The organism is Kribbella sp. NPDC003557 (assembly GCF_040610805.1).
GTDB lineage: Bacteria > Actinomycetota > Actinomycetes > Propionibacteriales > Kribbellaceae > Kribbella.
In genome coordinates this window covers 121171-139850 of the sequence record NZ_JBEXMY010000002.1, presented here as the reverse complement: position 1 = coordinate 139850, position 18680 = coordinate 121171, and the positions used below count along the sequence as shown (strand labels likewise).

The following is an 18680-nucleotide window of genomic DNA, read 5'->3' as shown; positions in this document are numbered from 1 at the left end:
GGACGGTGGCTGGCGGTCCGTCGATTGGGCTCGGAGCAAGTCGTTAGGTGCGCGCACCATTCGCGAAGTTGACGAGCTTGCGGCTCGGGTTCATGAACTCTGGATCGAGGCGGCGGGCTCTACTGATGCGCCGGCGTCGCCAGCCGTCCGTGTAGTACGACCGAGTTCCTTCCTCTTCCCGGATCGGTGATGGCCCTGCGCCGGCGATACGGGATCAGGTTGCGGTCTTCCGTTGAGACCGGTCGAATGGCATGCGATGTCGACCGCAGCAGTCAGCGACAAAGATCGACGAGGCACATTTCGAACGCCAGCCAGATGGCCTGAACCTGCGGGTTGTCCCAGGTGTCCCACTGTCCCAGGAATCCCTCCACCTGCGCATACGTCCTGGGACAACCGAACTTCTTGCTGTCCCAGCTGTTCGAACTCGCGGCTCAGAGCGATTGCAGCCACGCGACCACGAGGAAGTTGATCAAAGCGCGCGCCTGGCGCACGTCCATCGTGTGCTTTGGTATGCCGGCCGCCGTTCGGGCGTGGCGGGCGGCATCACCGCTAACTGTCGGAAGGTTGGCGGAAGCTGTGAACGCCTTCAGATCCCTGGCGGGCACCCAGTTCTTCGCGACTAGGTCAGATTCGCTGCCGACGTTAGAGCGCACGATCTCATACACCTTGTACAGATCGAACCAATCGAGAGCGGCGACGTCCTTGCCCATGAGAGCAAGCACTTCGGCGACGTCCGGCTGCGCATCCGCGGCCTTCATGTAGCCCGGGAGAGGTGAGGGCGGCGGCAGTTGGGTCTCACCGTCGACGTTCAGCACGACTTCACTTACCTTCGTCCGCACCATGATGGACTCGGGCCGGACCACGACGTGATGTGAACCATCGTGGTCTGTGAACCTGTCGGCCAACCTCACGGGGTGGAAGTTGTCGTTTAGAGCGCGAGCGATCCCATTCATGCGGCGCAAGACGGACTCGGACATCTCAGCCAGTCGCACGGCGTCGGGCAGCACGGCGTCGAAGGCCGCCGACGCGACGTAGTACCCCACCTCGTCCTTGCCAACCGAGGGATCGCCCAGTCGGAACAGGTTCGCGAGAGTCTCCAGGTCGAAGGCATCGCCATTGAGCCGAGCTTTGACTACCACCGCAGCAGCATAGACGGCGTTCGCCCTCCGTTTTCAGCCTTAGCCAGCGGCGCTGAAACATTGGGGGAGTTGGCCTCTGCAGCGACCGGAAGAGTCAGTGCCGCGACCCATGAGTTACCCCATGGTTTTTGACGGGGATCGACCGGAACTGTCAGGAAAGGACGGCGTGCCCGATCAGGCGTATCCGCAGGTCACGCAGCAAGTTGAGGACGTGAAGGGCACCGTCAGGAACCAAGCTGGGGGAATCCGCGGGTTGTGGGTTCGAGTCCCACGGGGCCTACTGATCGTGTGTATAGCCTCGGTTGATGGATGGCGGGGGTGCGCCGGGTGAGGTCGTCAGTGGTCTGGGTTTTCGGGTGGTTCGGTTTTTGGTTCTTTGGTGGGCTTGTTCGGGGTGGGCGGGGGTGTTGTCCAGGGTTTTCGGCCGCCTGAGAAGGCGTCTCGTAGGCGGTCGCGGCGGGCCTGGTAGTGGGGGCCGAAGCGGGTTTGGGCTTTGGTTAGCTTGGGGGTGGAGTACCAGCGGCGGGCCCAGAAGGATGATGGCTTGGCCAGGCGGGTTGCTCCGATCAGGGCTAGGAGGGGGATGGGGAGGCCTAGTAGGCCGGTGACGAGTTTGCCTTTCAGTAGGCAGATCATTGTGAAGACCAGGTTGATAGCGAGGGTTATCGAGACGGCGGTGAGTCCCTCGGTGTGGACTTCCTGTGCGTCTACCCCGATCGGCGAGGTGCCGAGGAGGAGTGCCAGGCCGGCGACGGCGGCGATCATGACCGCGTCGATCGACTTGCGGCCGTCCTTGGTCCAGTAGACGTCCTTCAGGTACAGAGACAGCGCGAACTCGTCCAGCATCAGTGCCGCTCCGGCGCCGAACAGTGCGGCGAGCACCTCCTGCCACGGCGAAGCCGGGTTGAAGCGGAACTCCAGCAGGCCGGTGAGCAGGACGAGCAGCATCCCCCAGATCTGGTGGTGAATGTGTACTCCGCCGAGCTGCAGGTCATGTAGTACGGGCTTGCCGTGGTCGACCTGGCCCGTGGCGCGAGCGCGGATACGCCGGGTGATCCACCGTGCCACGCCGTACGTCAGCAAGAATCCGATCAGGACCCACAGTGCCGCCGACCGCCCCGTTCCGGCGATATGGGTCTGGTACCAGCCCCCCATGTGCGGACTCTAACCCTCGTCGCGCGGAGGTCACACCCTCAACGAAGCCTGACCTTGTCAGGGTCTGCTGGATCGGCAAAACTCTGGACAAAGGCAGACAGCGGACCTCGGTCGGCGCGGATGTCTCCGCGCTGCCGGTCTTGAGCTGGCTGAGGGGGGACGCGATGCCGGAGGGCTTGTCGCCGAACGAAGTCGGAAAGGAGATCTCCGAGCACCGCGCGCGGGCGAAGGAAGGTCACCTCTCTGAGCGGGACCGACTGCTGACCATCATTGAGGCGATCCTGCTTGCCGTCGTGGCGGTGCTCGCGGCCTGGTCCGGCTTCGCGGCGGCGAGATGGGGCACCGAATCCTCTCTCCAACTTGCTCAGGCGTCGGCAGCAAGGACGCAGGCGAACCGAGCAGCCTACGAGGCCGCGGACCTGAGGAACTTCGACTCGTTGAGCTTCAACGCCTGGTACGTCGCCTACATCGGGCGCAACGAGGAGGCGATGCGGGTGGCCCAGTACCGGTTCCGCCCGGTGTTTCTGACCGCGTTCAACGCCTGGCTGAAGACGGACCCGTTCACCAACCCGAACGCACCCAAGGGTCCGACCTACATGCCGCAGTACCACCAGCCTGAGCTGAACGAGGCGCACCGGCTCGACGCCAGCGCGGACAGCCACTACGCCGCCGGGCAGGCGGCCGGCAACAACTCCGACAACTACGTGCGGACCACGGTCTACCTGGCGACGGTCCTGTTCCTGACGGGCATCAGTGGCCACTTCCGGGTCCGTGCGGCGCGCATCGGTCTGGTCGGCGTCGGCGGGGTCATCCTTGTGTTCGCGTGCGTGCTACTGCTCCTCGCCCCGAAGCCACCTGTGTAACGGGAGGAACCCAGTACGCTCACGACTCGAACGATTGACCTTCGGCCGGCTGCAGGCCTTGTCTTGCACATCAACCCGCGGCTCGCGGAGTCTGAAGTCATGGTCAGGGGGAAGCAGGATGTCCTGGCTCCCGGAGAACGGGAGCGGAAGGCTCAAGGCAAGGCTGCTCGCGCCAGAGTGCCGCGCCGTGCGCATGCACGGTGGGAGCCCTCACCGGACCGGCCGGACCCGCTCGACGTGCTGCATGCACAGGCCGCCAGCCGGGAACCGGATCTGGTCCCGGTGCGCTACGGCCGAATGCTGGCCTCGCCCTTCGCGTTCTTCCGCGGCGCCCCGGCGATCATGGCCAACGACCTGGCCGGTACGCCGACCAGCGGCATCACCGTCCAGGCCTGCGGCGACGCGCACCTGGTCAACTTCGGCCTGTTCGGTACACCGGAACGCGACCTCGTCTTCGACGTCAACGACTTCGACGAAACCCTGCCAGGGCCGTGGGAATGGGACGTGAAACGCCTCGCCGCCAGCGTTGCCGTCGCCGCCCGGCAGAACGGCTTCACGCTCGACCAGCAACGCGAGGCGGCGCGCGAGACGGTCCGTGAGTACCGCGAAGCCATGCTGGCCTTCGCCGACCTGGCGACCCTCGAGTTGTGGTATCTGCACCTGTCGGCCGCCCAGGTGACCGGCATCATCAAACGTTTGGAGAAGGAGTTCGGGACCACCGCGCCCAACCTGACGCCCGCCCGGCTGCACAAGGTCTTCGCCAAGGCCAAGGCGCACGACAACCTGCGGGCGTTCGCCAAGCTCTGTGAGCACAGCAGGGCCGGGGTACGACTGGCCAGCCACCCGCCACTCCTTGTCCCGGTCCGCGAACTGTTGACCGGCCCCGACGCGGAGCGAGTCGCCAACGGCATCCAGGAATCCGTCGACAGTTACCGGCTCAGCCTCGACGACCACCGCCGCGACCTGTTCGACCAGTTCGACATGGTCGACATCGCGCGCAAGGTCGTCGGTGTCGGCAGCGTCGGCACTCGCTGCTACGTCGTACTGCTCCGCGGTAAAGGCCCGCACGACCTCCTGTTCATCCAGGTCAAACAAGCCGAGGCCAGCGTCCTCGAGCCGCACCTCGGCGCCAGCGAGTTCCCACACCACGGTGAGCGCGTCGTCGTCGGGCAACGGCTCCTGCAATCCTTGCCCGACATCTTCCTGGGCTGGACCACCGGACCCCGGGGCTTCGACTACTACGTGCGCCAACTGTGGGACATGAAGGGCGCCATCGACCCCTCCAAACTCACTCCCGGTGGTCTCGGCATCTACGGCGGCATGTGCGGCTGGACGCTTGCCCGCGCCCACGGCCGAGGAGGTGACGAGATCGCCATCGCCGGCTACCTCGGATCCGCCGAGACCTTCGACGAGGCCATCGCCGATTTCGCTCTCACGTATGCCGACACCAACGACGAGGACCACCAACGCCTCGCCGCGGCAGTCGACGCCGGAATCATCCCCGTCACCCGCGGAACCTGACGCTGCGCCGTGCCCCCGGCGTGCGGCGGGTGTTACTCGCCGATCTTCTTGGAGCGGAGGGTGATTTTGGTGTCCGGGGGCGCGCTGGTGCCTGCGGTGGGAGATTGGGTGACTACTACCCAGTTGCGGTCGTTGAGGAGGGCTCGGCCTTGGCCGGTGGCGTCTTCTTCGGCGAGGTAGTAGAAGCCTGCGGCTTGCATGGTGTCCTGGGCTAGCTGGTGGTTGAGGCCGACCACGTTGGGCACTACGCCGGTCTGGACGGACGGGGAGGCGGTCTGGGTCGTCACGGACGTGACGGTGGTCGTCGGGGTGGGCGAGCCGGGGGTGCCGCACGACGCCGGTAGGAGCGTGGCGCAGCAGGCCAGGGCGGCTGTCCACCACCTCTGCGCCATCGTCGCCACTCCTGTCTGAGTCGATCGTCCTATGCCTGTCGGATGAGCTTTACACACCTCTGGTACCCAGGAAATCGCATTGCGTGATGACGCGGCTGACCCTTCGATTCCGGTTTCATGGGGGTGGCGCGGGGTGGGGGCGGGTAACTACCTTCTGTAGCGAAACGAGGGCGGTGGGTACGGAACCGCCTCGTGGGTCGTTGCGTCGGAGTGGTTCGGTGTGAGTCCAGCGCAGGTGGAGGTGGTGCGGCGGTGTTGTTCCGGGTGCTGGGGCCGGTGGAGATCGATGGCACCGATGCGGTCAGCTATATCCGTGCCGACAAGCCCCGGGCGCTGCTGGCGCTGCTGTTGGTGAAGGCCAACACCTGGGTCGCTGTGGGCGAGATGATCGACACGGTCTGGGCCGGCAAGACGCCTCCGGTGTCGGCAGAGCGCAACATCGGGACGTACATCTGGCAGCTCCGGAGAACGCTGCCCCCGCTCGGTGCGGACGGCCAGCGGATCGAGAGTCGGTCCAAGGCGTACCGGATCCGGGTGGAGGCCGGCGAGCTGGACTCCGACCGGTTGCAGGCTTTGCTGACCGCAGGGGACGAGTCTTTGGATGCGGGCGACGCAGCCGCGGCCGTGAAGCACCTGGAGTCTGCACAAGCGCTCTGGCGAGGTACGCCGTACGAGGGGCTGGTCACTGACGGGCACCAGCCCGAGGTGGCGCGGCTGGCCGAGCTGCACTGGTCTGTCCGGGAGCGGCTGGCCGACGCGTTGATCGGTACGTCACGGTTCGCCGACGCGATCGCCCTGTGCAGGAGTTTGACGACCGAGGACCCGCTGCGGGAGACGAACTGGGTACGGCTGCTCGTCGCGTACCGGAACGCTGGGCGCCGGGCTGACGCGCTGGCGGCGTACCAGAAGGCACGGTCCGCACTGGTGGACGAGCTGGGCACCGAGCCGGGCCCCGAGCTGCGTGGACTACAGCAGCAACTGTTGACCGACGTACCCGAGGAGCCGAAGGCCGAGCCGCCCGGACCTGATGCGTACGTGCGGACGGTGCTGGAAGCCGCGGGTGCACTGAACGGCCAGCATGCCGCCGCAGCACGACACTGGTTCACCACGCGGCACGCCGAGTTCACCATGGCGATCAGTCAACTGCTGGCCGCTGATGACGTGTCGAACGCGTGGCTGCTGACCAGTGCGGTGCACCAGTTCATCGAGACCGGTGGAGACGTGCCGGGCTGGGCCCCGCTGGTCGCTGACGTCGCAGCCGCGACCCGCGCCGGCAAGGACTGGTACGGCGAACTCATCACCCGCAACATCCTCGGCATCGCGCTGACGCGGACCGGTCGGGTTTACGACGCGCGAGCCGAGTTCACGGCCGCTCTGGGGATCGCCTCTGTGCACGACGACCGGGACGCCGAGGGCACTGTGCTGGTGAATCTGGCTCTGGCCGAGGCGAGCACCGGGGCCAGGCAGCAGGCCGCGGAGTACCTGCGGCGCGCGCTGCGGCTGCTGCCGGAGTCGCCGACCGCCGTGGAGGCCCGCGCGGCCTTGGCGGACCTGGGCGAGCCCGAGAACCCGGCACGCTCCCCGGTGGCCTCGTGACGACCGCTTCCGGACGACTCATGGCCGGATGTATCGCCGCTGTACCGCAGCTGGACAGATGAAAGGCACCGTAGCCGCATGACTCGTATTGCCCGTGCCATCCGTCGGCCGGTTGCCTGGTGGACGGTCGCGGCGTTGATCCTCGGGACGTTCGTCGGTCTGTCCGCGCTCGGCCGCGGAACTCCGGCGGTCGCCTTCCAGCAGGCCGGTCACTGGGTCTACAACGCGACTGTCGGCGCGGTCTTCCGGGTCGACGGCGGCGGCAAGAGCGTCGACGCCGAGGTCCGCGGCGTCCAGGCAGGGGCGGGCAGTCAGGTCGTCCAGGGCAGCACCAACGGGTACGTCGTCCGCGCGGATGGCGTGATCGTGTTCGGCAAGTCCGACCTGACCGTGAAGAGCACGGTCCGGATCGGGATTCCTGAGGAACCGATCGGTATCGAGGCGCAGAGCGGGCCGTACCTGGTGTACCGGCAGCACGGGCAGATCGTCCGGCTCGGCGACCAGCAGCAGACGATCACCGTGGGCAGCGTGGTGTCCAGCGCGATCGCCACTGCCGACGGCGCGCTCTGGCTGCGGAACGCCGAGCACTTCTGCCGGCTGGCCCCGGCGTCGACAACGCTGGCCTGTGAGCTGCCGGCACAGACCGGTGACGCAGGTGCGCTGCTGAGCGTGGCCGGTAAGCCTGCCTTCGCCAACCTGTCCAAGCGGACCCTGACGCCGCTGACCGGTGACACGGCAGGCCGCGCGGCGCCGATGGACGTCCCTGGCGCACTTCCGGTCAACTCCGTCGTGGCGCAGTCCGACGTCAACGGCCGCATCCCGATCCTGGCCGGGCAGCGGCTGCTGCTTGTCGACGCTGCCGGCACCAAGGCGGCCGAGAGCATCAGCCTGCCGCCGGGCAAGTACGACGCGGTCGCCGCGACCGGTGCCGCTGTCGCGGTACTCGACGCCGACAAGCGTGTCGTACGGACGTTCGCGCCGGACGGCAAGCCGCTGCACACGCACGAGCTCAGCAAGAAGAAGGGCGATCACAAGCACGGCCCGCGGGTGACTGCCGGGCAGGACGGCCGCATCTACATCGACGACGAGACCGGCGAGGTCGTGACCGTGGTCGACGGCGACGGGACCGTGAGCGAGGTCGACGTCGACGGCGGCAACAAGCCGGTGTCGCCGTCCGCCAGCGAGAAGCCGACCCCGAGCCCGAGCACTCCGACACCCAGCAGCACGCCGACCTCGACCCCGACTTCGACACCGACCTCCACACCGCCGACGCGGCGGCCGATCCTGCCGCCGATCCATGTCACTGTCGGGCCGGACAAGCCCCGCCGGACCGAGACGGTCGAGCCCAAGGAGACCAAGCCGACCCGGACCACGGAGCCGACCACACCGCCGCCGGTGAAGCCGACGGTGAAACCGACCGTCAAGCCGACCAACAAGCCGACCGCCCCGCCGCCGGCCGCGCCGGGAGCGCCCGGGTCGGTCACCGCCAAGTCGGGCCAGGGCAAGGCGACTGTCAGCTGGAAGGCGGCTCGTGCGAACGGCGCCGCGATCACCGGCTACAAGGTGAGCTTCCGGGTCGCACCCGGCACCTTTGTCGTCGGTCTGCCGGCGTCGGGCTCGGTTACCGTCGGAGGCAGCTCCCGCAGCCACAGCTTCAGCCAGTTGCTGAACGGCGGTGGCTACATCTTCACGGTGGCTGCGACCAACCGTGTCGGGACCGGACCGGCTGTGGACACGAAGGTGGTGTCGATCGGCGGGACCGCCTCGCCGCCGGACGCCCCGACGAAGGTCACTGCGGCCACCAAGGCTGACGGCTCCGTCACGGTGTCCTGGACGTCGCCCAGCACCTCCGACTACACGTTGTCCGGCTACACGGTGCTTGGCTCGGACGGGTCGACGACGCAGGTGCCGACGTACATGACGTCGACGACACTGAAGCCGGCGCTCGGCAAGGGCGTGAGCTATCGGGTGACCGCCAAGAACAGTGCAGGCACCTCACCGCGTTCTGCTGCCACGCGCACGGTCTACCCGTACGCTCCGGCCGCAGCCCCGAAGGTGACTGCCACTCCGGGCAGGGGCTCGGTGTCGCTCACCTGGACTGCGCCGAACCTCAACGGCGGTCAGCTGGTGCACTACGTCGTCTCCGCAACCGGCCAGGCGGACCGGACCGTGACAACGACCAGCACTCGCTACACCGGCCTTACTGCTCTGCAGCTGACGTTCACGGTCAAGGCGATCACGCGAGAGCGCAACAACAGCAGCAGTCCGACGGCCACGGGTGCAGCCGGTTCCACCACGGCTGCTCCGGCCGCCGGAGCCCCGGCGCTGCCTCCGGCCAGTACGCCGGCCGCACGGGTACGACGGACGTCGCGGCGACGGAAGGATGCGCAGTGGTGATGCGGGACTCGGAGCGTGGGATGGAACCGCAGCAGGCGTACGAGTTGATCGCCACGAACATCCAGCGGGTGATCCGCGGTAAGCCGCAGGTCGTCCGGCTGGCGGTCGCGACCCTGTTCGCCGGCGGGCACCTGCTCATCGAGGACCTGCCGGGACTGGGCAAGACCAGCCTGGCCCGCAGCCTGGCGCGCAGCATCGGCGGCCGCTGGAGCCGGATCCAGTTCACACCCGACCTGCTGCCCGGCGACATCACCGGCGTGGTGGTGTACGACCAGGGGCAGGGCCGGTTCGTGTTCCATCCCGGCGGCGTGTTCGCGAACGTCGTTCTCGCCGACGAGGTCAACCGCGGTACGCCGAAGACCCAGTCCGCGCTGCTCGAAGTGATGGCCGAGCGGCAGGTCACGGTCGACGCGGAAACCCATCGCGTGCCGGACCCGTTCATGGTGCTGGCCACGCAGAACCCGATCGAGATGGAGGGCACGTACCGGCTGCCCGAGGCCCAGCTGGACCGGTTCCTGCTCCGGATCGAGATGGGCTACCCGGACCTGGACGCCGAGGTGGAGATCGTCGCGCTGGACGGCGCCGGACCGACCCCGGACGACCTGGAGCCGGTGATCGACCCGGAGACGCTGAGCGCTGTCATCGCCTCGGTCCGGTCGGTGTACGTCGACGAGGCGGTGATGGCGTACGCCGTCCGTCTCGCCGCGGCGACCCGCCTGCACAGCGCGGTGCGGTACGGCGCGAGCCCGCGCGGCAGCATCGCCCTGATCCGCGCGGCCCGGGCGATCGCGGCGACGGACGGACGGACGTTCGTGACACCGGACGACGTGAAGGGCATCGCGCATCCGGTACTCGCGCATCGCCTGGTGCTGACCGCGGAGGCCGCATTGGCCCGCCGTACGGCCGAGAGCGTTGTGGACGACGTACTCGAAGACACCCCGGCGCCCGGCAACCCGGTACGGCGTGACCTCAAGCGGGCTCTTGGCGTCGTTCCATGAGAACCAGGCTCACGCTACGAGCCTGGGGAGTGATGGCCGGCTCCGTCGCCTTGCTGGTGGCGGGTCAGCTGCTCGGCTACCCGATGCTGCGAGTCCTCGCCGGTGCAGGGCTCGCGGCGGTACTTGTCAGCGTGCTGACCGTCGTACGCCGACCCAAGGTCACTGTGGAGCGTGTGCTGTACCCGGACCGCGTCGAGTGCGGGCAGCCCGCATTGGCGCGGCTGATGGTGCGCAACGAGTCCACACGCCGCCAGCCGGCCTTCGTCGCGGCGGACACCGCTGGTGCGCACCAGTCCGAGGTGGCGGTCACAGCCCTGGCGCCCAACGGCGTCGCGACGTACCACTACGAGCTGCCGACCGCCCGGCGGGGACCGCTGCCCGTAGGGCCGTTGCTGCTGCGCCGGTCCGACCCTTTCGGGCTGGTCTCTTGCCAGGTGTCGATCGGTGACACGGCTACGCTCCTCGTTCACCCGAAGCGGTATGCCGCTCGTACGGCTGCTGGTATCCGGCAACGCCATCACTTCGAGGGGCCGGTGTCGGCCGGCCCGCTGCGTGGCTCGATCGACCTGCGCCGGTTGCGCGAGTATGTGCCGGGCGACGAGGTCCGCCACGTGCACTGGAAGGCGTCCGCACGTGCGGGCCGGTTGATGGTGCGTGAGTACGTCGACCCGGATCAGCCACGGCTGCAGGTCTTGCTGGACACACGGTCGACCGCGTTGACGGCGGACCAGTTCGACACCGCTGTGTCGGTCGCGGCGTCGATCCTGGTGGTTGCCGCACAGTCCGGCCAGCGGCTTCGGCTGACCACGCAGTGCGGCACGGACCACGACGTACAGTCCGTCAGCGATCTGCTCGACGAGCTTGCGACGGTGGTGCAGTCGACCACTACGACCAACTTGCTCGAGGCCCTGCCTGTTGCGCGTGACGGTGGCGCACTGGTCGTCCTGACCGGCGACACTGCGGGTCTGGCCGAGGTGCCGAATCTCAGCGCGAGCTACCGCCCTGTCGTCTGCATCGACCTGACACACGACGAGCCGTCGGTGCACACCGGCGCGGGCGTTCATGTCATCCGCGCCGAGGCAGCACAGACCGCGGTCGACGCTTGGAACTCGGTCCCGGTATGAGCCGACGTCTACCGGTCCTCGGTGTGCTCGCTGCCGGTGTGGTGGCCGGCCTGTTGTTCGCGCCTCTGTTCGGGACGTCGGCTGTGCTGTGGCCGATGCTGGCGGTCGCCGTTGTCGCGTTCCTGGTCGAGGAAGCGATTCTGCGGCGACCGCGGCTGGCTCGCGGACGCGTACCGCTGACGCTTGCCGGCGGCGTCGTCGCACTGCTGGCCGTCATACCTGGTGCTGCGGGCCGGCCGCTGTCGTTGTGGGAGGCCGTGACGTCCGGTTGGCGCCGCACGCTCGAGTCGACGTGGCCGGCGAGCCCGTCGCCGGACTTGGTCGCCTTCGTCCCAGCGCTCGTTCTGCTTGCCTGCCTGGTCGGTGTGCGCGTTCTGCAACGCTCTCGGCTGCTGGCGCTGCTCCCGGCGGTGGTAGTTGCCGGTCTGTCGCAGGCATATGTGACAGTGACCGGACTGGACGCAGTACTGGTCGGACTGGCGCTCGCTGGTTGCTTTGCCTTGGTTCTGCTGCAGTGGCCGAGTGAGCGTGCTGCCTGGGTCCGTCTGGTCGCTGCGCTCGCTGCGATGGCAGTTGGTGCCACCACTCTCGGGCTAGCGCTGCCGACGTCAGCTGCGGTTCACCTGGCCAAGCCGAGTCCGCCTGACTCGCCGACTGTGCTCAGCAATCCACTGACCGAGGTTGCCGCGCGGCTGCGCTCCCCGGACACCGTGGTGTTCACTGCGCGCGCTGACGGCCCGGTGGACCGCTGGCCGGTGATTGCCCTGGACAACTTCGACGGTGTGACCTGGACGGCCGCCCCGAAGTTCCAGCGGCTCGGGCGGGAGCTGTCGCTTGACCCCCGCGTGACAGTGCCGGTACGACGGCAGTCCGCGGATGTCGCGCTCGCGGACTGGTCGCTGCCGTGGCTGCCGAGCCAAGCGCGGACGGTGTCGGTCGTAGACGACGTGCCCCTGCTGGTCGATCCCGCGTCCGGTGCGCTGCTGGCCGAGCAGCAGCGGCCGTCGCAGTACCGGGTCAGCTGGGCCGAGCCGACAGTCGACGCGGAGCGGCTCGCGTCGTCCGGCATCGACCCGGACGCGGGCAGCGGCGCCGACCTCGGTGAGGTGCCGGCCGGGATCGACGAGCTGGCGCGCAGCATCGCCGGCGACGTACGCCCGTCGTTCCAGCTGGCGTTGGTGCTCGAGAAGTACCTGCGGACGAACTACAAGCTGGCCACGGGCGACAACCTCCCCACCGGGCACGGGTATCCGCAGCTCAACCACTTCCTGCTGCGCAGCAAGCGCGGCACATCGGAGCAGTTCGCCGCGGCGTACGTCGTGATGGCGCGGCTGCTCGGGCTGCCGGCGCGGCTCGTGGTGGGCTTCAAGCAGCCGGACACGCCGAGCCCGGACGGCACGTCCGTGATCCGGAACCGCGACGTCCTCGCCTGGCCCGAGGTCGCGGTGACCGGCGTCGGGTGGGTGGCGCTCGACCCGACCGGAACGGCTGTGTCCAAAGCGGGCGGCGGACTGGCCGGTGCTGCGGAGACGGTGCGGAAGCAGTTGCCGTCCACCAAGGAGATCGAGCGCGAACACCAGTCCGAGCCGACGCTGCCGGTGCCCGAGCCGAAGACGACGTACCACTGGCCGGGCTGGGGTGTGCTGATCGTGGTCGCCGCCGCGGTCGGAGCGTTGCTGGTGTTGTGGATCGTCGGTGTGCCCCTGGCGAAGGCGGTACGGCGGAGCCGGCGCAGGCGGCTTGGCACGCTCGGAGCGTGGGCCGAGGCCCGTGATCTGCTGCGGGACCACGGCCTGCGGGTGACCCCGGCCGCGACGGCGCGCGATCTGGCGCGTGACTCGGACGGGCCTGTGTCGCAGGCGATGACGCTGCTGGCAGGGTGCCTGGACCGGGCGCTGTGGTCGGGGCAGGACTCCGACCCGGACCGGGAGTTCGCGTGGTCCGCCGTACGCAAGGCTCAGCGCGGACTGGCCGAGGGACGGTTGTCGGAGCGGGTCCGTACGACGTTCAGCGTACGCAGCCTGATCGGGTGATCAGCGCTCGCACTGGGCGTCGCGGATCGGGCGCGGGTCGGTCTCGATCTGGTTGACGCCGTCGGTGGCCTGCACCGCGAAGCAGTACTGGATCCCGGGCACGACCGCCACGCGGTCCTTGGTCCGCTTGTAGACCAGCTTGGTGTCGGCGCGCTTGCCGGCCTGGGCGACGACGACCACGTAGTTGACGTCGGGCGGTCCGCTCCAGCTGAGGTCGACGTACGTGCTGTGGTCGGCGGGCGGATTCAGCGTGACCGCGAACGCGGGTGTGGAGACGGTCGTCGGGGTCGGAGCGCTGAGCGGAGGTGTGTCGGTCTGGCCCCTGCGGTTGACCACGGCGAAGGTCGTGATGACCGCGGCTGCCGCGACAACACTCGCTGCGACAAGGAGCCAGTTGCGTCGCTTGCTCGCGACCGACGCGGGCGCTGAGTGTCCTTGTGGAGTTGGGGCGGTCGGTGCGCCGGGGGTCGTCGGAGCAGGAGCGCCCGGTGCGCTTGCGGTTGTCGGCGCAGGAGCGGCCGGCGATGCAACCGGCTGTACCGGCGCTGCTGGGGGCGCTGGAGGAGGTGGCGTGGGGGTGGTGGCCGGCTGTTGGGCCGTGGGCCACGAGCGAAGAAGGGCTCGGGACATCACGGCCGGCCGTGGTAGAGGTGCCGCCTTGGGACCCGAAGGAACAGGCGCTTTCGGGGCCGCAGGAGCCGGTGTGGCAGTCACCGGACGCACGGAAGGCATCGGCGGCGTCGCCAACGCCGCAAGGGCCGCAGCGACGACCTCCGCAGACACCAGGCGCTTCGCCGGGTCCTTCTCCAGCAGCCGCGCGATTACCTCCGCGAACGCGTCCGGCAGGACGTCGAGACGCTCCGGCGGCTCGTTCAGCACACGCAGGATGTGCTCCCCGGCCGTCTCACCCATCCGTGCGGCCAGAGGCGGCTTCCCGCTGATTGTTGCGTGCAGCACGGCACCCAATGCGTACAGGTCGGACGACGCAGTCAGCGTCCCGTCCCGCAGCGTCTCCGGGGCGACGTACAGCTGGCTCGGTGAGTTCAGGGCGGCGTGGCCGGTGTGCTGGCCGAGTCCAAGGGTGAGTGCAGACAGCTGCGGACGCCCATCCGGCAGCAGAACCACCGCACCTGGCGTGAGGCCGCCGTGAACCAGCCCTGCGCCGTGCAGCGCGGCCAGGCCTTCTGCGAGTTGGCGACCGAGCACGGCGAGCTCAGCGGGAGAGAGCAGTTGACTGCGTAGTTGCTCCGCGAGCGTCCCGGTGTCGGCGATGCTGATCAGGTACGGGAAGCCGTCGACGACACCCGACTCGACGACCGGCGCCACGTGAGGATGGTCCACGCCCTGCAAAGCCTTGGCCTGCTTGCCGAACGCTGCGGCAGTACTTGTATCGACGCGGACCGGATACACCAACGCACCGGCCGCTGTTCCTTGCCGCAGGCATCGGTACACCCTCGGGATCCCGGAGCGGACCAGGACCACGTCCGTGCACCCCGGGAGCGCCGGGACGGAGTCAGGTCCTGCCATGTCTGTCACGTCTCCCATCTTCCCGTGCGACCAGGTCGTCCGAGGCCTTGCGGCGGCTGCGGCCAGACACTGGCCACATGCTGCAAGGCGCGCCGCGGACCGCGGTGCGGCTGGGAGCGTGAACGGTATGAGCACGCGGATGTTCCCGATCGGCCAGTGCCTCGGGACGTACTACGCCGACGCCGGGGGCATCCATGTCCAGCAAGTACGCCTCGGTTGGGAGATCGTCGAGCTGGACGACGAGGAGTTCGCGGTCTGGGCGCTCGCTCACGGTCTCGCTGACGAGGGCGGCCCTTGGAACCGGGCCCGCATGGTTGCGCTCCTGGCCGGCAGGAGGATCCAGGACTCCGACGTGCTGATCGAGAGCTTGCTGAGCAGGCGCCTGCTCGCCGAGGTCGACGTGGACGTCCCGTCGGACTTTGCGGCGTCCCACCGGTTGCTCCCGCTGCACATCGGCCGCGGGAGCTCTGCTGAGGCCACCACGATGTTCACGGCAGGGACAGCCAATCAACCGTTCGTCGGGATGACCCGGACCCTCTACGACGTGTGGTTGTGGTGTCACCTGTCTCCCAGTCTTCTGGCCGCGTGCACAGAGCGCGATGCGGATGTGAGCGCCGTACTGACCGCGCTGCACCCGCTGCTGGCGTTGAGCGCCGCCTGTCTCGACATCGCCGTACCTGAGGGCCGAGCGTGAGTGCCTTGCTCTTTCCGATCGGCCATGCCGCCGGGCCGCACGTCGCAGGCGACCCGGTGCGGCACGTCGTCCGCGTCGGCCGCACGACGGAGCTCCTGAGCGAAGCAGAGCTCCGTGTCTGGGACCTGGCGCACCGCTCGGCCGACGTGACGGACCTGTTGGCTGCGTGCGAAGCCGCCCACATTGACGACGCGGATCAGCACGTAGAAGTCCTGCTGCGTCGCGGCGTACTGGCTCGGGCCGACGACACGATCGCGTTCGCGCAGCAGCACCGGTTACGGCCGCTGTTCGTCGGGCTGGGCAACCGTCCCGACGACCCCGGCCGCTTCGCGATCGGCGTGCCGGGGTTGGAGCCGCTGGCGACGGTAGACCCCACGACGTACGAGTTGTGGCAGTGGGGCTGGGTTGCGCCGTCGCTCTGGGCGCACTGCGAAGTACTCGCGACCATCGGCGAGCAGGTCGCGGGCGAGCCCGGCGTACCGGCCGATCAGCTCGGCACCGTCCTCGACGGGCTGTCCACACTGCTCTCGGAGTCCGTCGTCGTGCTGGACACGGTGTCATGACACGGCCGCGGTCACGTCCTCGACCTGCAACATGCGCAGGTCGCTGATGCTCGGCATGCCGCCCAGCCGGCGCAGACGCTGGGACTGCGCCTTCCGGACCCGGTCGAACAGCCGGCGGGCGTCGCGGGCGTTGCCGAAGTTCGCAGCCTGCGAGGCGACCGCGAAGTGTCGTTGCAGGATCGGCGTCGCGTCGTCGTCCAGGTCGTACTCGTTCGCGGCGACCATCCGCTGCACGATGAGCGTCAGGTCGTCGGCCGAGTAGTTCTCGAAGTCGATGGTCTTCGAGAACCGGGAAGCCAGTCCGGGGTTCGCGTCCAGGAAGCGGAGCATCTCGGCGCTGTACCCGGCGACGATGACCGCGGCCTCGTCGCGATGGTCCTCCATCAGCTTGACCAGGGTGTCGATCGCCTCCTGCCCGAAGCTGTCGTTCTCGGCGCCGGCCCGGGAGAGCGCGTACGCCTCGTCGATGAACAGCACGCCGCCGTTCGCCTCCTGGAACACGACCGTGGTCTTCTCCGCGGTGTGGCCGAGGTACTGCCCGACCAGATCGCGCCTGGCCACTTCGCTGAACTGCCCCTTCGGCAGGACGCCGAGTGCCGCGAGCAGCTTGCCGTAGATGCGCGCCACCGTGGTCTTGCCGGTACCGGGTGCACCAGCGAACACCAGGTGGTGGCTCAGACTCCCCACTGGTAGGCCCGCCTTCCGCCGCCACTCGTTGACCTGGATCTCGTCGATCAGACTGCGCACCTCGTCCTTCACGCCGGCCAGACCGACCATGGCGTCCAGCTCCGCGAGCAGCGACTCCACGTCGGCGACGGCAGGCTCGTCCGTGGTCGCCCGCGCCTCGGCCTGCACGGCAGCGGTCACGGAGACCAGGTCAGGCTCCGCGATGTCGAGAGCCGGCTCCGCGGTGTTCTCCCAACGGCAGGACAGCACCTCGCCCCGGCAGCGGCGTCCGAACACCACAGCCGATCCGGCGGTGTCACGGACGAGCGTGTGCCGCAGTGCCGCGGTGGACTCGTAAGCGATCAGTACGCCGGCCTCTGCGGTACCGGTGACCTCACAGCTCTCGATGGTCGGCCGGCCGTGCTGGTACGCGTAGATGCCGCGCCGTCCGCAGTCGCTGACCTGGCAGTCGCGGAGTACGACGGCGGCGCCGAGGCGGACGATGACGCCGTCCGCGGAGGCACCGGCGATCTTGGTGTGCTCGATCTGCGCGGTGCAGTCCTCGAGGACCAGGCCGTGTTCGCCGCCGTCGATCTGGCAGTGCGACAGCGACACCTCGGCCGGGCCGGTGACAAGCGCGACGGGGCCGAAGGCGGTTGCGAGTCTGCAGCGTTCGGCGCGCAGGGTCCCGCCGTTCAGCTCTACGGCGGGTGCGTCGCTGCCGCGGATGGTCAGCTCGCGCAGTACGAGGCGTCCGGCCGCGGAGCGCAGTACAGGGCTCTGTGCGGTTGTGGCGTCGATGACCACCTCACCTGCGTCGGCGGTCAGGGTCAGCGAGCGGTCGGCCAGGTCGATGGTCTCTCGGTAGACGCCGGGAGCGATCGAGACGACGGCGCCGTCCGGAGCGTCCAGTACTGCGGCACCGATCGTCGGGTAGGCGCCCGGGCGGTCCGGCGCGACCAGGAGCGTGCGGCTCATCGCGTGCCCACCCAGCCGCGGTCGGCCGCCTTCACTCCGGCCTGGAACCTGCTCTGGGCGCCGAGGCGCGCCATCATCTCCGAGACCATCCGGCGGACGGTGCGGACCGACACACCAAGCTGCGCGGCAGCTGACGCGTCGGTGCCGCCGTCGCCGAGCAGCGAGAGGACCTCGCGTTCGCGGACCGTCAGCCCGGATGCGTCGCCCAGACCGGTCGGCTGGCGCAGCGGGGTGGCGGTGTGCCAAACCCGTTCGAACAGCTCGGTCACAGCACCTACGGCAGCGGCCAGCCGGAGGATGCTGACGGCTCCACGACCGGTCCGGTCGGCCGGCAGCGCGACGGTCGCCGCGTCGACGATCAGGGCGCAGAGCGGGACGGTCGGCGCCGTACGGACCTGGGCCCCGTTGCGGCTGAGCTGCTGCAGCCGTCGCGACAGCATGGGGTCCGTGCGGGCGGCGTCCGGAACAAGGATGCGGTAGCGGACAGGCGGAGCCAGGACGGCCGTGCCCAGCTCGCGGAGACCGGCGATCGGGTCGGACAGCGCTGCTGTGGCCGGCGTACTGACCAGCACCTCGCCGGCGGCCGCCTTCAGCAGACCCTCGATGGTGCGCTGTGCGGCGGCCGGACTGCCGGCCCAGTCCAGCGCGCTGTTGCCGTCACCGAGCGGCGCCGGGTGGCGGCGGGCGAACTCGCCGGCGATCTCGGCCGCGGCGACCCTGCTGCGTTCCAGGTCGCGGGTGACGCGCGCCAGGTCGGCCTCCCGTTCGGCGAGCAGGGCGGTGAGGCTGAGCCGGGGGTTGAGCGGCCGCACCACATCGCCCGCACTGTCCCGGGCGAGCAGGCCGAGACCGCTCAGGTGCTGGATCACCTCGCGGATCGCGGTCTCGTCCAGCCCGAGTCGCTCGCCGAGCTCGGCCGGGGTCCAGGAGGGCCGCTCGAGGACCACGAGGTACATGCGCTCGGCGGTCGCGTCGACGCCCAGATGGGCGAGCCGCAGCCCGGTGGTGCGGACCTGCGGTGCGGACTTCACGGC

At 69.0% G+C, this 18680-nt stretch carries 15 protein-coding genes; 9 read left to right on the top strand and 6 right to left on the bottom strand.

All coding sequences use genetic code 11. From position 1 onward, the window contains the following. Positions 1–431: 431 nt before the first annotated feature. Together ABZW60_RS06570 and ABZW60_RS06565 are read right to left on the bottom strand one after the other, a co-directional pair. Positions 432–1139 (bottom strand): hypothetical protein, encoded by a 708-nt coding sequence (locus ABZW60_RS06570; RefSeq protein WP_355474720.1) that lies wholly within the window; start codon positions 1137–1139, stop codon positions 432–434. 336 nt (positions 1140–1475) lie between these two features. After that, a complete protein-coding gene (locus tag ABZW60_RS06565) occupies positions 1476–2294 on the bottom strand; it encodes a hypothetical protein (protein WP_355474718.1) in 819 nt (272 codons plus the stop codon). Positions 2295–2458: 164 nt separating this feature from the next. Here ABZW60_RS06565 and ABZW60_RS06560 point away from each other — a divergent pair, with 164 nt between their 5' ends. Further along, complete coding sequence (locus ABZW60_RS06560; protein ID WP_355474716.1) at positions 2459–3157, top strand: hypothetical protein; 699 nt, start codon at positions 2459–2461, stop codon at positions 3155–3157. Between the two features lie 237 nt (positions 3158–3394). Then, the gene (locus ABZW60_RS06555) at positions 3395–4678 is read left to right on the top strand and encodes a DUF2252 domain-containing protein (RefSeq protein WP_355474714.1); all 1284 of its coding nucleotides are present in this window, start codon (positions 3395–3397) and stop codon (positions 4676–4678) included. A gap of 32 nt (positions 4679–4710) precedes the next feature. On the opposite strand, the gene ABZW60_RS06550 is transcribed toward ABZW60_RS06555, so the two are convergent. Then, positions 4711–5070 carry a PASTA domain-containing protein gene (locus tag ABZW60_RS06550; protein WP_355474712.1) on the bottom strand — a complete coding sequence of 120 codons (360 nt, stop codon included), beginning with the start codon at positions 5068–5070 and terminating at the stop codon, positions 4711–4713. A gap of 252 nt (positions 5071–5322) precedes the next feature. On the opposite strand from ABZW60_RS06550, the gene ABZW60_RS06545 reads away from it, so the two are divergent. The 5 genes from ABZW60_RS06545 to ABZW60_RS06525 all read left to right on the top strand — a co-directional run bounded on the left by ABZW60_RS06545 (position 5323) and on the right by ABZW60_RS06525 (position 13218). Beyond that, a complete protein-coding gene (locus ABZW60_RS06545; protein ID WP_355474710.1) occupies positions 5323–6666 on the top strand; it encodes a BTAD domain-containing putative transcriptional regulator in 1344 nt (447 codons plus the stop codon). A gap of 78 nt (positions 6667–6744) precedes the next feature. Continuing rightward, complete coding sequence (locus ABZW60_RS06540; RefSeq protein WP_355474708.1) at positions 6745–9063, top strand: fibronectin type III domain-containing protein; 2319 nt, start codon at positions 6745–6747, stop codon at positions 9061–9063. A gap of 20 nt (positions 9064–9083) precedes the next feature. Further along, positions 9084–10061: a MoxR family ATPase gene (locus ABZW60_RS06535; RefSeq protein WP_355474706.1), complete on the top strand. Its 978-nt coding sequence runs from the start codon at positions 9084–9086 to the stop codon at positions 10059–10061. Continuing rightward, positions 10058–11185, top strand: coding sequence for a DUF58 domain-containing protein (locus tag ABZW60_RS06530; RefSeq protein ID WP_355474704.1), 1128 nt, complete (start codon positions 10058–10060; stop codon positions 11183–11185). Before ABZW60_RS06535 ends, ABZW60_RS06530 begins: the two co-directional genes overlap by 4 nt. Beyond that, complete coding sequence (locus ABZW60_RS06525; protein WP_355474703.1) at positions 11182–13218, top strand: DUF3488 and transglutaminase-like domain-containing protein; 2037 nt, start codon at positions 11182–11184, stop codon at positions 13216–13218. The genes ABZW60_RS06530 and ABZW60_RS06525 overlap by 4 nt, the downstream gene beginning before the upstream one ends. Here ABZW60_RS06525 and ABZW60_RS06520 read toward each other — a convergent pair whose 3' ends face one another. Further along, a complete protein-coding gene (locus tag ABZW60_RS06520) occupies positions 13219–14745 on the bottom strand; it encodes a protein kinase (protein WP_355474701.1) in 1527 nt (508 codons plus the stop codon). A gap of 127 nt (positions 14746–14872) precedes the next feature. On the opposite strand from ABZW60_RS06520, the gene ABZW60_RS06515 reads away from it, so the two are divergent. Both ABZW60_RS06515 and ABZW60_RS06510 read left to right on the top strand, forming a co-directional pair. Beyond that, positions 14873–15439 carry a hypothetical protein gene (locus ABZW60_RS06515; protein ID WP_355474699.1) on the top strand — a complete coding sequence of 189 codons (567 nt, stop codon included), beginning with the start codon at positions 14873–14875 and terminating at the stop codon, positions 15437–15439. After that, positions 15436–16002 (top strand): hypothetical protein, encoded by a 567-nt coding sequence (locus tag ABZW60_RS06510; RefSeq protein ID WP_355474697.1) that lies wholly within the window; start codon positions 15436–15438, stop codon positions 16000–16002. The genes ABZW60_RS06515 and ABZW60_RS06510 overlap by 4 nt, the downstream gene beginning before the upstream one ends. On the opposite strand, the gene ABZW60_RS06505 is transcribed toward ABZW60_RS06510, so the two are convergent. Together ABZW60_RS06505 and ABZW60_RS06500 are read right to left on the bottom strand one after the other, a co-directional pair. After that, on the bottom strand, positions 15997–17646 hold the full coding sequence (locus tag ABZW60_RS06505; RefSeq protein WP_355474695.1) for an AAA family ATPase: 1650 nt from the start codon (positions 17644–17646) through the stop codon (positions 15997–15999). The two genes, ABZW60_RS06510 and ABZW60_RS06505, sit on opposite strands and share 6 nt — an antisense overlap. Beyond that, positions 17643–18677, bottom strand: a complete 1035-nt coding sequence (locus tag ABZW60_RS06500; protein ID WP_355474693.1) for a LuxR C-terminal-related transcriptional regulator — start codon at positions 18675–18677, stop codon at positions 17643–17645. The genes ABZW60_RS06505 and ABZW60_RS06500 overlap by 4 nt, the downstream gene beginning before the upstream one ends. Positions 18678–18680: the final 3 nt, after the last annotated feature.